Origin of the sequence: Mycobacterium sp. NPDC049093, from assembly GCF_040704635.1 — a bacterium.
Lineage (GTDB): Bacteria > Actinomycetota > Actinomycetes > Mycobacteriales > Mycobacteriaceae > Mycobacterium.
Genome location: NZ_JBEZJS010000003.1, coordinates 664,164 through 679,222, shown reverse-complemented (window position 1 = coordinate 679,222; position 15,059 = coordinate 664,164). Strand labels below are relative to the sequence as shown.

12 protein-coding genes are annotated in these 15,059 nt (G+C 67.4%); 6 read left to right on the top strand and 6 right to left on the bottom strand.

What is annotated here, in order from left to right; genetic code table 11:
* Positions 1–11 precede the first annotated feature (11 nt).
* The gene (dapF, locus tag AB0876_RS13700; protein WP_526042349.1) at positions 12–890 is read left to right on the top strand and encodes a diaminopimelate epimerase; all 879 of its coding nucleotides are present in this window, start codon (positions 12–14) and stop codon (positions 888–890) included.
* A 46-nt stretch (positions 891–936) separates the two neighbouring features.
* Positions 937–2,346, top strand: coding sequence for a GTPase HflX (hflX, locus tag AB0876_RS13695; RefSeq protein ID WP_491838829.1), 1,410 nt, complete (start codon positions 937–939; stop codon positions 2,344–2,346).
* A gap of 7 nt (positions 2,347–2,353) precedes the next feature.
* Here hflX and AB0876_RS13690 read toward each other — a convergent pair whose 3' ends face one another.
* Positions 2,354–3,859, bottom strand: coding sequence for a PE-PPE domain-containing protein (locus tag AB0876_RS13690; RefSeq protein WP_491838830.1), 1,506 nt, complete (start codon positions 3,857–3,859; stop codon positions 2,354–2,356).
* Positions 3,860–3,967: 108 nt separating this feature from the next.
* Positions 3,968–6,256, bottom strand: coding sequence for a molybdopterin guanine dinucleotide-containing S/N-oxide reductase (locus tag AB0876_RS13685; RefSeq protein WP_491838831.1), 2,289 nt, complete (start codon positions 6,254–6,256; stop codon positions 3,968–3,970).
* A gap of 101 nt (positions 6,257–6,357) precedes the next feature.
* On the opposite strand from AB0876_RS13685, the gene AB0876_RS13680 reads away from it, so the two are divergent.
* Positions 6,358–7,518, top strand: a complete 1,161-nt coding sequence (locus tag AB0876_RS13680) for an acyl-CoA dehydrogenase family protein (RefSeq protein WP_491838832.1) — start codon at positions 6,358–6,360, stop codon at positions 7,516–7,518.
* A gap of 188 nt (positions 7,519–7,706) precedes the next feature.
* The gene (locus AB0876_RS13675; RefSeq protein ID WP_491838833.1) at positions 7,707–10,010 is read left to right on the top strand and encodes an LGFP repeat-containing protein; all 2,304 of its coding nucleotides are present in this window, start codon (positions 7,707–7,709) and stop codon (positions 10,008–10,010) included.
* Positions 10,011–10,058: 48 nt separating this feature from the next.
* Here AB0876_RS13675 and lexA read toward each other — a convergent pair whose 3' ends face one another.
* On the bottom strand, positions 10,059–10,781 hold the full coding sequence (gene lexA / locus AB0876_RS13670) for a transcriptional repressor LexA (RefSeq protein WP_064884422.1): 723 nt from the start codon (positions 10,779–10,781) through the stop codon (positions 10,059–10,061).
* A 242-nt stretch (positions 10,782–11,023) separates the two neighbouring features.
* Between lexA and AB0876_RS13665 the strand changes: the two genes are divergently transcribed.
* Entirely contained in the window at positions 11,024–11,554 is a 531-nt protein-coding gene (locus AB0876_RS13665; RefSeq protein ID WP_491838834.1) for a LysM peptidoglycan-binding domain-containing protein, read from the top strand.
* Between the two features lie 164 nt (positions 11,555–11,718).
* A complete protein-coding gene (nrdR, locus tag AB0876_RS13660; RefSeq protein WP_463745561.1) occupies positions 11,719–12,174 on the top strand; it encodes a transcriptional regulator NrdR in 456 nt (151 codons plus the stop codon).
* A 1-nt stretch (position 12,175) separates the two neighbouring features.
* On the opposite strand, the gene AB0876_RS13655 is transcribed toward nrdR, so the two are convergent.
* The 3 genes from AB0876_RS13655 to AB0876_RS13645 form a co-directional block, all read right to left on the bottom strand.
* Positions 12,176–12,853 carry a PhzF family protein gene (locus tag AB0876_RS13655; protein WP_491838835.1) on the bottom strand — a complete coding sequence of 226 codons (678 nt, stop codon included), beginning with the start codon at positions 12,851–12,853 and terminating at the stop codon, positions 12,176–12,178.
* Between the two features lie 68 nt (positions 12,854–12,921).
* The gene (locus AB0876_RS13650; RefSeq protein ID WP_491838836.1) at positions 12,922–13,944 is read right to left on the bottom strand and encodes an alpha/beta fold hydrolase; all 1,023 of its coding nucleotides are present in this window, start codon (positions 13,942–13,944) and stop codon (positions 12,922–12,924) included.
* A 35-nt stretch (positions 13,945–13,979) separates the two neighbouring features.
* The gene (locus AB0876_RS13645) at positions 13,980–15,005 is read right to left on the bottom strand and encodes a proteasome assembly chaperone family protein (protein WP_491838837.1); all 1,026 of its coding nucleotides are present in this window, start codon (positions 15,003–15,005) and stop codon (positions 13,980–13,982) included.
* Positions 15,006–15,059 lie beyond the last annotated feature (54 nt).

Below are 15,059 nucleotides of genomic sequence, written 5' to 3'. Positions count from 1 at the left end.
TCTTCGGCTCGATCCCTTTCGCGAAGGGACATGGCACCCAGAACGATTTCGTCGTGCTGCCCGACCTCGACGCCGCGTTGTCGCTGACGCCGGCTGCCGTGGCCGCACTGTGCGACCGGCGTCGTGGTCTCGGCGCCGACGGCGTGCTCCGGGTGACGACCGCGGGCGCCGCGCAGGCCGCCGGGGTGTTCGAGCGGCTGCCCGACGGGGTGGCGGCAGCCGACTGGTACATGGACTACCGCAACGCCGATGGCTCGATCGCGCAGATGTGCGGCAACGGCGTGCGGGTGTTCGCGCACTACCTGCGCGCGTCCGGACTGGAATCCGCCGACGAGTTCGTGGTCGGGTCGCTGGCCGGTCCGCGTCCGGTGGTGTTGCACAGGGTCGACGCGACGGCCGCCGACGTCACCGTCGAGATGGGTAAGGCCAACCAGTTCGGTACCGGCACCGCCGTCGTCGGCGGCCGTAGTGTCAGCGGGCTGGCCGTCGATATGGGCAATCCGCACCTGGCCTGCGTCGGGTTGACCGAGGATGAGTTGGCGGCACTCGATGTGGGTGCCCCGGTGTCGTTCGACACGCAGCTGTTCCCCGAAGGCGTCAACGTCGAGGTCCTGACCGCTCCGGTGGACGGCGCGGTCTCGATGCGCGTGCACGAGCGGGGCGTCGGCGAGACCCGCTCCTGCGGTACCGGCACCGTCGCGGCCGCGCTGGCGGCCCTGGCCGGTCAGGGTGCCGATACCGGGACGTTGCGGGTGCGCATCCCCGGTGGGGAGGTCACCGTGACGATCACCGAGTCCACCAGCTTCCTGCGCGGCCCCTCTGTACTGGTGGCGCGCGGTGAACTGAGCAACGAGTGGTGGGAGAACTCGGTGGCACACTGTGCTCTCTAAATTGGGGTGCGCGCGGCCGGACCCACGTGACAACCTGTAAGTACATATGACTCATCCAGAACATCCCGTAACACCCAGCACCGGCGAGCTGGCCCTCGAAGACCGCGCTTCACTGCGCCGCGTCGCCGGGCTCTCCACCGAACTCACTGATGTCACCGAGGTCGAGTACCGCCAGCTCAGGCTGGAGCGCGTGGTCCTGGTCGGAGTGTGGACCGAAGGCAGCGCAGCCGACGCCGATGCCAGCCTGGCCGAACTGGCGGCACTCGCCGAGACCGCCGGATCGGAAGTACTCGAGGGCCTGATCCAGCGTCGCGACAAGCCGGACCCGTCCACCTACATCGGCTCGGGCAAAGCCGTCGAACTGCGGGAGGTGGTCCTGGCCACCGGGGCCGACACCGTGATCTGCGACGGCGAACTCTCACCTGCGCAGCTCAACTCGCTGGAGAAGGTCGTCAAGGTCAAGGTGATCGACCGCACCGCGCTGATCCTGGACATCTTCGCACAGCACGCGACCAGCCGGGAGGGCAAGGCGCAGGTGTCGCTGGCCCAGATGGAGTACATGCTGCCCCGGCTGCGCGGCTGGGGTGAATCGATGTCGCGCCAGGCCGGCGGTCGCGCCGGCGGTGCCGGTGGTGGCGTGGGAACCCGCGGGCCCGGTGAGACCAAGATCGAGACCGACCGCCGCCGCATCCGGGAGCGGATGGCCAAGCTGCGCCGCGAGATTCGCGACATGAAGAAGATCCGCGACACCCAGCGCAGCCGGCGGCTGACCTCGGATGCAGCCTCGGTGGCCATCGTCGGCTACACCAACGCCGGCAAGTCCAGCCTGCTCAACGCACTGACCGGGGCCGGTGTGCTGGTGGAGAACGCCCTGTTCGCCACGCTCGAACCCACCACGCGGCGTGGCGAATTCGACGACGGCCGGCCGTTCGTGCTGACCGACACCGTCGGCTTCGTCCGGCACCTTCCCACCCAGTTGGTCGAGGCGTTCCGGTCCACGCTGGAAGAGGTCGTCGACGCCGACCTGCTGGTGCACGTCGTGGACGGGTCCGACGACCATCCGCTGGCGCAGATCAATGCGGTCCGGCAGGTGATCAACGAGGTGGTCGTCGAATACGACATCACCCCGCCGCCGGAGCTGTTGGTGGTCAACAAGATCGACGCGGCCACCGACCTCGGACTGGCCGCGCTACGCCGCGCCTTGCCCGATGCAGTCTTCGTCTCGGCGCACACCGGCGAGGGGCTGGACCGATTGCGGGCCCGGATGGCGGAGATGATCCCGCCGACCGACGCCACGGTGGACGTGACGATTCCCTACGACCGCGGGGACCTGGTCGCACGGGTGCACGCCGACGGTCGGGTGGACGCCACCGAGCACACTGCCGACGGCACCCGCATCAAGGCGCGGGTGCCCATGGCACTGGCCGCGAGCCTGAGTGAGTTCGCCACCTTCTGAGCACGCGTCAGGCGGCAGATTTCTTCTTGCCCTTGGTGCCCGCGTCCTTGGTGCTGGTGTCTCTTGCCTCGGCACGGTCCGTGGCCTTGTCCTTCGCGCTGTCCTGACCCAGGGCCTTGCGCACGCTGCTTCGGAGCGACTTGGCCATGTCACGCGCCGGGTGTCCCTTGGTTGCGAGCGCTTTCGGCGATGAGGGGCGCTGCTTCGGGGCTGTCTCGGGCTCGGTGTCCTTGCTCAGCTGCCGGAGCGGTTTGTCATCGGAGGTAGCGGAGACTTTCGTGGTGTCGACAACGGTCTTGTCGGCCGCGTCCGGGACTCGGACGGTCACGCCGGACTGCGTCGGATCGGTCCATCCGGGCAGTGGGTCGAGCCCCGGGTTGAGCGCGGCCCGGATGCCCTCCGGAATGTCGTTGACCAGGTCGGTGGCCAACTTGACCGGGTTGAACCTGGGCAGCAACTGGAACGGTGTCGGACTGCTGTAGTCGGTTCTGGTGTAACCGGTTTCGATCAGGGTCTGCGCCATCGGGGAGACCAGGTCGACGAGTGGGATCACCACGGCGGACGTACCGGTCGCCGTACCCAGGTCGAGCAGCGGCTGCATGATCGGTAGCGTCTTCGCCGGCAGGGTGACGTAGTAGGTATCACTGCCGTCGACCTTCTGGCAGTGGGTTTCGGCGCTGCAGTTCGCCTTCGCATTCTCGATCGCGGCCTGCACCTGTTCGGGTGTGTAGCCGTACGGCGCTGCGGTGTCCGGATCGTCGCCTCGGGGGTCCAGGTAAGAGCCGTGCACGTACTCGAATCCGGCCAGCGCATTCGCCAGGGCGAGCGGATTGAGCACCCATGACGGAGCGTCGGCGACGCCGTCGTACTGAAGCGCGATGTCGTAGGTCTCGATGCCGGTGTCCGTCGGAGTGGGTTGGCCGAACGTCGCGTCGAGGATCGGCACGGTGCCCAGGATCGCCAGCCGCTCGAAGAGGCCGCCGTCAGGGCGGTTGGGGTTACCGATCAGGACAAAACTCAGATTCTGCTTCTGCTCGTCGGTCAGGTCCGCCAGGTTGCCCTTGACAATGCTGGCCACCGTGGCGCCCTGCGAATAGCCGAAGACGGTCACGGGATGCGCCGCACTGGGGTTGTTGGCACCGACGAGTTCACTGGTCAGCCGGGTGACCCCGCTGGCCACCGACACGTTCCATTTGGCGCCCTCCAGTCCGCCCCAGCCGGGGAGCGGGATGGGCCAGAACTGGGCGATGTAGGGGATGGCCACCGGCGCCGCGCAGTCCTCGGCGCCGCAACTACCGCTGGGCTGGACGTAGTAGGCCACGGCGTTGGCCAGGTAGTTGTTGGAGTCCTGCGGGTTCGGGGTTCCGGTGCCCGGGACGATCAGCGGTGTCACCGCGACCACCAGACCGACTGCTGCGGTGCCGACGGGTGTCAGGCCGATGACCACCGAGCCGGATACCGCTACGGCGCCGACCAGCAGTGACCTGGCAGCAGAACGGGGTGAGAATCGCATCGGCCCGGATCTCCTTCTGCTGACGAAGCCGTCAGCGCTGAAGGGATCTTTGCACCGGCATGCAACTGTCACCGGGAAAACGGCCGAAGTGGTGGCGGCCCAACGGTTTCAGCGTTGCCGGATCACCGGCGGCTCATGTGCCCGCACCGGGGGGAGCGTTCCATCGAACTTCTCGACCTGCACCAGCACATGTGCGCCGGTGCAGCCATGCGCCAGCGACGAGGTCCCGACGTCGTCGGTGAGCACGTTGGGATTGCCGTGCACGCACATCGAATCGGGATCTGACGGTTCGGCGGGGTCGTACCACGCTCCGGTCGGTAATTGCACCACCGACGGGCGCAACCGGTCGTCGATCATCACCCCGGCCAGGCACGCCCCACGGTCGTTGAACACCCGCACTACGTCACCGTCTGCGAGCCCTCGGGCCGCCGCGTCGTCCGGGTGGATGCGGATCGGTTCGCGCCCTTGAACTTTCGATGCCTGACTCGTGGCACCGCCGTCGAGTTGGCTGTGCAGGCGGGTCGCGGGCTGATTGGCCAGCAGATGCAACGGATAGCGGCCGGCCCGCTCACCGCCGAGCCACTCGGTCGGCTCGTACCACCGGGGGTGGCCGGCACAGTCGGGGTAGCCGAATCCGTCGATGGTCTGCGAGAAGATCTCGATCCGACCGCTCGGGGTGGCCAACCGGTGCCCGACCGGATCGGCCCGGAAATCAGCCAGCAGCGTGAGCCCCGGTTCGGTGGGCAACCGCAGGTGACCCTCAGCCCAGAACTGGTCGAACTCGGGTACCTCGAAATCCAGTCCGGCAGACCACTTTTCATACATGTGGACCAACCACTGCCGTGCCGTGCGGCCCTCGGTGAACTGCTCACCGAACCCGAGCCGCTCGGCCAGCGCCGAGAACGTGGTGTAGTCGTCGCGGGAGTCGCCGTACGGCGGGGTCAGCGCAGGCATGGCGACCAGCAGGGGGTCATTGCGCGAACCCGAGTAGTCCTCGCGCTCATAGGCGGTGGTCGAGGGCACGACGATGTCGGCATGCTTGGCCATCGCCGTCCAGTACGGGTCGTGCACCACGATGGTGTCCACCCGGGACAGGGCGCGGCACAATCTCGGAATGTTCTGGTGGTGGTGGAACGGATTGCCGCCGGCCCAGTACACGCACCTGATGTCGGGGTAGGTCAGGCGCAGTCCGTTGTAATCGAACGGCTGGCCGGGGTGCAGCAGCATGTCGGTCACGGCCGCGACAGGGATGAACGTCTGCACCGGGTTGAGCCCCTGTGGCAGCGCGGGCAGGCCGCAGCGCAGCGGCGGCAACCCCGGCTCGTTCATCGACCCGTAGCCGTGCCCGAAACCCCCTCCGGGCACACCGATCTGGCCCAGCATGGCGGCCAGGGTCAGGCCCATCCACGGCGCCTGCTCGCCGTGCCGGATCCGCTGCAGCGACCAGCTGACGGTGACCAGGGTGCGGGAGGCGGCCATCTGCCTCGCCAGGTCCGCGAGCTCGCCGGCGGGCAGGCCGCTGAGCGCCGACGCCCATTGCGGGCTCTTGGCGATACCGTCGTCGTGGCCCAACAGGTAGCGCTCGAACCGCTGGTATCCGCTGCAGTGCGTGTCGAGGAAGTCGAGGTCGGCCAGGCCCTCAGTGGCCAGCACGTAGGCCAGGGCGAGCATCACTGCCACATCGGTGCCAGGGACGGGGGCCAGCCATCGGCAGTCGCCGTCGACGTCGTCACGAAGCGGGCTCAGCGACACGATCTTTCCGCCGCGCTCACGCATCCGGCGCAGCGCGTCGCGGGCCGGATGTGCCGTGGTGCCACCGTGATTGATGCCGGTGTTCTTCAGTGCGAGTCCGCCGAAGCACACCAGCAGATCGGTGTGCTCGCTGATGATCTCCCAGTCGGTGGAGCGCTTGAACAGGTCGTCGTGAGTACCGACCACCCGGGGCATGATCACCCCGGTCGCGCCCAGGCTATAGGAATGGCGGGAAGACGTATAGCCGCCGAGCATTTTCAGAAAGCGGTGCACCTGGCTCTGGGCGTGGTGGAAGCGTCCGGCGCTGGCCCAGCCGTAGGAGCCGCCGTAGATCGCCTCGTTGCCGTAGGTGTGGACGACCCGGCGCAGCTCCTCGGCCAGCAACTCGAAGAGCTCATCCCAGGAGACCGCGACGTACTCGTCGGCGCCCCGTTCGGTACTGGGGCCGGGGCCGTCGCGCAGCCAGCCGCGTCGCACTGCGGGCCCGGCGATACGGGAGCGGTGCCGGATCGAGCCTGCGAGGTTGCCGAGCAACGGTGAGGGGTCAGCGTCACCGTCCATCGGGGTGACGGCCGCGATGTCGCCGTCCGCGACGTTCGCGGTGAAGGCGCCCCAGTGCGCGAGGCTCATGGGGGACCGGGGCATGAGCAGAGTTTACGGGCGGTACCCACCCTCCCCAGGGCTGACCAACCACCCGGTTGGTATAGGTTGGCCCCAAATCAGTAACCAGTACCGGAGGTCACACCATGGGCAGTGTTGTGAAGTACGACCGCACGTTGTTCGAGCCCGAGCACGACTTGTTCCGCGAGTCGTACCGGGCGTTTCTGGACAAGCATGTCGCGCCCTTCCACGACCAGTGGGAGAAGGACAAGATCGTCGACCGCGGGGTCTGGCTGGAGGCGGGTAAGCAGGGCTTTCTCGGGATGGCGGTGCCCGAGGAGTACGGCGGCGGCGGTAACGACGACTTCCGGTACAACACGATCGTCTGTGAGGAGACCGTCGCCGGTCGCTTCAGCGGCATCGGCTTCAGCCTGCACAACGACGTCGTCGCGCCGTATCTGCTCCGGCTGGCCAATGAGGAGCAGAAGCAGCGGTGGCTGCCCAAGTTCTGCACGGGCGAATTGATCACGGCGATCGCAATGACCGAACCGGGCACCGGTAGCGACCTGCAGGGCATCAAGACCCGCGCGGTGCGCGACGGTGACCACTACGTCCTCAACGGGTCCAAGACCTTCATCACCAACGGCATCAACTCCGATCTGGTGATCGTCGTTGCCCAAACCGACCCTGAGAAGGGTGCTCTCGGCTTCTCCCTGCTGGTGGTGGAGCGCGGTATGGAGGGCTTCGAGCGGGGCCGGCACCTGGACAAGATCGGTCTGGAGGCCCAGGACACCGCCGAGCTGTCGTTCACCGACGTCAAGGTTCCCGTCGAGAACCTGCTCGGCGAGGAGGGGCAGGGTTTCGTCTATCTGATGCAGAACCTGCCGCAGGAACGCATCTCGATCGCCATCATGGCCGCCGCGGCGATGGAGGCGGTGCTGGAGCAGACCGTGCAGTACACCAAGGAGCGCAAGGCGTTCGGCAAGCCCATCGGCAGCTTCCAGAACAGCCGGTTCCTGCTGGCCGAACTGGCCACCGAGGCCACCGTGGTCCGGATGATGGTCGACGAGTTCATTCGGTTGCACCTCGACGAGAAGCTCACCGTGGAGCAGGCGGCGATGGCCAAGTGGTACTCGACCGAGAAGCAGGTGGAGCTCATCGACCGCTGCCTGCAGCTGCACGGCGGCTACGGCTACATGCGTGAGTACCCGGTTGCGCGGGCCTACCTGGATGCCCGAGTGCAGACCATCTACGGCGGCACCACCGAGATCATGAAGGAGATCATCGGTCGCGGGCTGGGTGTCTAGCGGGCCGATCGGCCCCCGATTTATCCGGTACTCGTCCAAAAAAGCCCAAATCTGGGTCTTCGGACCCAGATATTGGGCCTTTTTTGGTCATGATCGGCCACGTTAGTTGGTTATCGTCACGTGCTGACGCAAAGTTGTCCGGGCGGGACATTTCTAAGGAAACTTTGCCGAACGAGCGGGGAGGGCGCATGACTAGGCCGGGAGCGAGGCTGAACGCGGCCGTGTGGCGGTTGGCGGTCGGCCTGCTCGCACTCGTAGTCGCTGCTTTGGTGGTGCCGGCGGTGGCTTCGGCCACCCCGGAGTCGGATGCCGACGCCGCGGTCACGGCCGCCTGGGAGGCCAACGGTGGGGACGGCGGCCCGCTCGGGCCGCGGCAGGGCGGCGTGTACGCGGTGGGTTCTGGCTTCGCGCAGAACTTCTCCGGCGGCAAGATGTTCTTCACCCCGGCAACCGGCGCGCACTTCATGCAGGGCGCAATCCTGGACAAGTACGAGTCGCTGGGCGGCCCGGCCGACGGCGACATGGGATTTCCCACCATCGACGAGGGCGCCGGACGTGCCGCGGACAGCCGCAACTCGACCTTGAGTGCGCCTGACAACCCGGTCATCTTCTGGACTCCGTCCACCGGTGCCCGGGTGGTGCGGGGCGCCATCAACGCCGCATGGGACAAGCTCGGCGGCTCCGCGGGAGTACTGGGCGTCCCCGCCGACGACGAGACGTTCGACGGCGACGTGATCTCCCAGAAGTTCACCGGCGGCGAGATCTCCTGGAACCGCAAGACCAAGGCGTTCACCACGGTGCCGCCGGAACTGGCCGATCAGCTGGCCGGTCTGGACGTACCGTCGGACCCCGCCTCGGCGATCGCCGCTGCGCGTCGCGAGGCGGGCGGGGTGATGGGACCGCTGGGAGCCAAGGACGGCGACCAGTATCCAATCGGCGACGGTGGATTCGGCCAGAAGTACGCCGGCGGCAAGATCTTCTACAGCCCGGCCACCGGGGCCAATGCCATCACCGGCCAGCTGCTCGAAAAGTATGAAAGCGTCGGTGGCCCGGAAGGCGATCTGGGCTTCCCGACCGCAAGCGAGGCCGAGGGCGGGTTGGGTCCCAATAGCCGGATCAGCACTTTCGCGGCGGCTGACAACCCCGTCATCTTCTGGACCCCCGACTACGGCGCGGTGATCGTGCGGGGCGCGATGAACGCGGCCTGGGAGAAGCTCGGTGGGGCCAAGGGCGCGCTGGGCGCCCCGATGGCCGACCAGACCGAAGACGGCGGTGTCATCAGCCAGCGGTTCAGCGGGGGAGCGATCTCGTGGGACCGCGACGCCGACAAGTTCACCACCGAGCCGTCGAAACTCGCCTCCGAGCTGAGCGGACTGCAGGTTCCCGGACTCGGGCAGACCCCGGCGGCCGGACCGCAGCCCTCCGACACCGACAGCAAGAAGCCGTTCTCCTGGCATTGGAGCTGGTGGTGGCTGATCGCGGTGATCCCGGTCGTGCTGCTCGCCGGGTTGATCGTCGGTGCCGCACTGTGGCACCGTCGCCGCGCCGGTGGCGATGACGACTTCGACCACGATCCGTTCGACGACGACTACGACGGCGGACCGGGAGATTCGTCCTACGACGAGGGTCGATATGACGACGCGCGCTACGGCTCGCGTGGGTACGACCACGATGAGTACCGCGATGGCGGTGGCTCCGACGCGGCCAACGGCTACGGCCCGAGCGCTGCGTACGGCGACGCCGCGACGGCGCGGTTCGCCGGCCCGGGCGAGGAATCTTCAGGCGCGGCGTCTCCGTACGACGGCCCCACCGATATCGCCATTCCGGTCAGCCAGTGGGCCGCTCCGCACGGATCGGCCAGTGGTTACGGGGTGCCGGGCGAGGAGGAGGAACCGCCGGAGGATTCCTCGCAGTTGGTCGGGGAGCAGGGCTTCGACGACTATGACGACGATGACGACTTCGAAGACGACTATGAAGATGACGACTTCGAGGACGACGACTTCGGCGACGAGGATCTCGATACGCCGATCGACGCCGAATTCGAGGAGGTCGCCGAGGGCGACGATGTCGACGACATCGAAGCGGAACTCGTGGACGAGGACCTGGTGGATACCGGGTCAATGCCCGGTCCGGTGGGCGGAGTGCGTGAGGCACAGGGTTTCGCAGGGCTGAGCGGCCTGGCGGTCCCGAGCGATCAGGACAACGTCGACACCGCGCCGACCCGCGTCATCACCGAGGCCGAGGCATACAGCAGCGAGGCGCACAGCGGGCGCCACGCCGCCATCGAACTCGACGAGATACCGACTGCCACCGCTATCCATCTGCCGTTGGACGATCCCCACCGTGCGCCGGAGGGCTATCCGATCAAGGCGGACACGAAGTCCGGACGGTACTGGGCGCCCGACAGTAGCGAGTACGACGACGCAGTGGCCGAGATCTGGTTCGCCAGTGAGGAATTCGCCCGCACGAACGGGTTCGTGCGCACGGACTGAGGGCTGTGGGGCTCGGCAGCCGTCAGGTGAGGCCGGGCCCTCGTCCGGTCAGATCTTGCGGATCACGGTGACGACCTTGCCGAGCACCGCTGCGTCGTTGCCCGGGATCGGGTCGTATGCCGGGTTGTGCGGCATCAGCCAGACCTGACCGCGGGTCCGCTTGAACGTCTTGACGGTGGCCTCGCCGTCGATCATGGCTGCCACGATGTCGCCGTTGTCGGCCACGCTCTGCTGGCGTACCACCACCCAGTCGCCGTCACAGATGGCCGCATCGACCATCGAGTCGCCGACAACCTTGAGCAGGAACAGTGAGCCCTCGCCGACCAATTCGCGGGGCAGCGGGAAGACGTCCTCGACGGCCTGCTCGGCCAGGATGGGGCCGCCCGCGGCGATACGGCCGAGCACCGGCACGAACGTCGGCTCGGGGAGCGCGTCGGAGCCGGCCACGTCGGTGGACACCAGTGCGGCGGCCGTCGGATCGTCGGCGGCGCGCACGTCGACAGCGCGCGGGCGGTTGGGATCGCGGCGCAGGTAGCCCTTGCGTTCCAGGGTGCGCAACTGGTGGGCGACCGACGAGGTCGAGGTCAATCCGACCGCATCGCCGATCTCGCGGATGCTGGGCGGGTAGCCGCGAGTGGTCACCGACGCGCGGATCACGTCGAGAATGGTGCGTTGCCGGTCGGTGAGGCCGCCCTCGGCCCGGCGTGGACCCGCGCCGTCCGATCCGGCCGGGCTTTCCGTGTTGCCGTCCCTGCTGCGGTCGTCGCTCATGGGGCCGAATGTAGTCCCTGATCGAACATTAATCAAACATGTGTTCGACGCGTGTTGTGGGCGTGTCTGCTGGTGGGGCGCATGGGGCGGCGGTTCGTGCTCGTGCGCGGGGTTCGTGGCCGGAACTTGTCGGTGCCCTGTTCTATCGTTTGGCAACAGTTCGATCACATGTTCTATCAATCGAACACCTGAGCGAGTATGTTCGAACACAAGAGCGAAAGAGTCCACCGAAAGGCAGTCAGATGGCGATCATCGATATCCCCGCCGATAGCCGTTCCCGCGCTGTTCGGGCCGTGCCCCAGTCCTCACCGCAGCGGGCCCGCTGCGCCGCAGGCGCCAGGGGCAGCGCCACCTTCGGTACCGGTGTGGCCCGGCCGGTACGCCGGGTGCAGCGGGCGCAGCGCCCGGGCCGTGCCCGCCCCGCCGCCGGTGCGGTCCACTACCGCGGAACCGGTGTGCTGATGTCGCGGGCGTCGCACCGCAGCCGGCCCATCACGCCGCTGACCACGGTGTTACTGGCCCTGGTCGCCGCCGGTATCACGGTGTGGCTCGGCCTGGTGGCCCAACTCGGTGGGGTGATGGGGGCCGAGAGCCCGCAGCCGGCGGAACTCGCGGTGGTCCAGGTGAAGTCCGGGGAGTCGCTGCAGCAGGTGGCACGCCGGGTTGCCCCGGATGCTCCGGTGGCCCGGGTCGTCGAGCAGATTCGTGACCTCAACCAACTCGACTCTGCCGCGGTCGACGCCGGGCAGACACTGCTCGCACCGGTTGGCTGAGCAGCGCAATGTCCGCTGAAACGTCCTGGCAGGCAGCATCACTGGCCGGTGTCGGCGTGAGCACCTACATGCCACTGGACCCGGCGGTGAGTCTGCCGAGGGCATCGCGGGTACGCTCAAGGGCGCTCGAACTAGTTGTCCGGCGGCATGACGAAGGAGCGGTAATGCATTGTCCGTTCTGTCGTCATCCTGATTCGCGTGTCGTCGATTCCCGCGAGACCGACGAGGGGCAGGCCATCCGGCGCCGGCGGTCGTGCCCGGAGTGCGGACGTCGGTTCACCACTGTGGAGACCGCGGTGCTGGCCGTGGTGAAGCGCAGCGGGGTGACCGAGCCGTTCAGTCGGGAGAAGGTCATCCGCGGAGTGCGCCGGTCCTGTCAGGGCAGGCAGGTCGACGACGATGCGCTCAATGTCTTGGCGCAGAAGGTCGAGGACGCGGTCCGCGGCCTCGGCACGCCGGAGATCCCCAGCAATGAGGTCGGCCTGGCGATCCTCGGACCGCTCCGCGAACTGGACGAGGTCGCCTACCTGAGGTTCGCCTCGGTGTACCGGTCATTCTCCTCCGCCGAGGACTTCGAGCGCGAAATCGAAGCCCTGCGGGCGCATCGCGCCGAGGCGTAGCTCAGTCGAGTTGGGTTGTGCCGTCGTTGACGACGCGGCCGGCCAGACGTACCCAGCCCTCCGGACTCCAGCGGGTCTCGATCACCGAACCCTTTCCCTGGAGGATCGTGAGATCCCGGCTGAGATAGTCGGTCATCCGTACTGCCGCCGACCCCGTGGCCTCGTCTTCGGGAATCCCGAGATGCGAGGCGAAGGATCGGGATCGCAACGTGCCGTGCGCTTCGTCGCTCCAGGCCCACAGGTAGGCGTCATCGAAATCGTCAGGGTCGGCGGCGAGCACCTCGTCGACCGTGGCCAGGTCATAGATGGCGAATTCCGGGGCCCATTCCGAGCGGGCATTGACGATGGCGCGATCGTCGTCGTACTCGACGGGAAGGATCCCGGCGGGCACCCGCAATGTGTTGACCGGCAACCCCTTTTCGCGCAGCCACCACGATGCGCCGACCGTGGGATGTCCTGCGAACGGCAGTTCGGCGACCGGTGTGAAGATGTGGGCACTGGCGGACTTACCGCCCGGCTGCGGAAGATCGATGAATACCGTTTCGCTGTAACCCAATTCGGTGGCGATCCGCTGACGGTCGGCGGGGGCGACGTTGCTGTTGTCGACCACGCCGAGCGGATTGCCGTGCTTGCCCTCGGAGTCGGTGAACACACGCAAAACAGTGACGTCGATGGCCATAGACCGATGCTACGTCGCGGCCCGCGCCGTCCGGGAGGGCCGCTCGGGGAACCTCGTGGGGGAGCAGGTCAGGTGGCGCTGCGCTCGTCGGCGTCCATTGCGTCGAGCACCGCGATCTGAGTGTCGAACGGCCCGCTCATCGTCGCCTCGGTCCGGCCGCTGCGCAGCAGGCTGCGGAGCCGGTCCTGGTCGTACACCGACGGTTCGGTCGTGTCGATGAAGCGTTCGACCACCTCGACGAAGCGGTCGGGATCGTCGTGGAACGGAAAATGCCCGGATCCGGAGAAAATCTCCAACTGGGAACCGGGCATTGCGGCGTGCGCCATGTGCGCGTGGCTGACGGGGATGACCGAATCGCTTTCACCCCAGACCAACTGGACCGGCACCGATTCGGTCAAATAACAGCGGTCCAGCATGGTCACCACCTGGCCGCGCCAGTCCACGACGGCGCGCAGGGTCCGGGCGAACGCCGACGATGCCGTCGGCTCCGGCAGATCCGCGAGGATACGCAGCATGTCCGGGATGTCGCGGCCGAGACCGGTTGAGCCCAATACGGTGCCCGCGGCCCGACCGGCCAGTTGCAACGCCGGCAGCACCAGGGGCAGTCGCAGCAGGGCCAGCGCCTCACTGCCCATCGGGAGCGAGGCCACCCGCAGAGCCACGTTGACATCCTTGGTGACGCCACCGGAGCCCACGAGGATCAGCCGATCCACCAACTGCGGGAACTGGTAGGCGAACTGCATCGCCACGCCACCGCCGAGTGAATGTCCGACCACGGTCACCCGATCGATGTCGAGCACGCTGAGTAGGTCGCGCATGCCGTTGGCGTACGCCGCGACCGAATAGTCCGCACGCGGCTTGTCGGAGCTGCCGTGGCCGAGCAGATCCGGAGCGATCACGGTGAACCGTTGTGCCAGCGCCGATTGCACGGTGTGCCAGGTGGTCGAGTTGTCACCGATGCCGTGGATCAGCAGGATCGCCGGACCGGATCCGGCCACCCGGAAGGCCCGTCGGTATCCGTGGATCGTGCGGTATTCGAGCGTCGGGGTGAGCTCGCGGACGGTCCGCAGATGGGGCTTGCGTTCGGTCATGCTGGTCAACCTCGCCCTCGCCCGGTGTCGGGCTGCTATGAGTGGTTGTCGCCGTTCGGGAAGCCGTCGCCGAAGCCGTCCCGCCCGTCTTTGTACCTGTCGTCCTTGTGCTTGTCACCGGTCTGCTGGGCGAGGAACCGTTCGAACTCGGCTCCCAGCTCATCACCGCTGGGCAGTTCCTCATCCCGCGCCAGCAGAGACCGATTCTCCTGTGCGGCAACGAACGCATCGTACTGGCGCTCCAACCCGGTCACCACCTGAGCCACCTCTTCGCTGGCCTCTACCTGCTCGTTGATCTTGCTGTAGACCTCGGCTCCGGCCTCGGAAAGTTTCTCCAACGGCAGTTGTAGCGAACCGGTCCGGGCGACCTCGGCCAGTAGCGCCTCGGCAGCCGGCGGATAGGCCGTCTGGGCCAGGTAGTGCGGGACGTGCACGGTGTACCCCACCACCTCGTGCCCATGCTGGGCCATGCGGAACTCCAGCAGGTTGGAGACGCTCGCCGGAACCTGGACTTCGCCGACCCACGGGGTGTGGTCGGCGATCAGCTCCTTGTCGTTCGCGTGCGCGGTGAGCATGACGGGGCGCGTGTGGGGCACCGCCATCGGGATGGTGCCGAGGCCGATCACCTGGCGGACCCCGAGCTGTTCGGCGAGCAGCCGCACCGCGGTGATGAACCGCTCCCACCGCAGGTCCGGCTCCAGGCCGGCCAGCAGCAGGAACGGCGTGCCCACGCCGTCGTGCAGCGCGTACAGGTTCAGCTCGGGTTCGTCGTAGCTGGTGAAATGGTCGGTCTTGAATGTCATCAGCGGCCGGCGCGACCGGTAGTCGAGCAGCTCGTCGATGGCGAAGGAGGCCACCAGCTCGGTGTCGAGCGTGTCCTTGAGATGCTCGGCGGCCAGGCGGATCGCGTGGCCGGCATCGGAGAAACCCTCCAGCGCGTGGATCAGCACCGGGCCGCGTCCATCCGAAGACGACAGCTGCGGGGCCGGGAACTCAAGCTCGTACATGCCGCTCTGGTCGGGCTGGTAGTGCTGATCGGGGGTGTCGCTGGTGTCGGTCATCTCGCTTCGTCTCCTCGCTGCGGTAGGACGCTGTGACGGCCTACCGCCGTATCG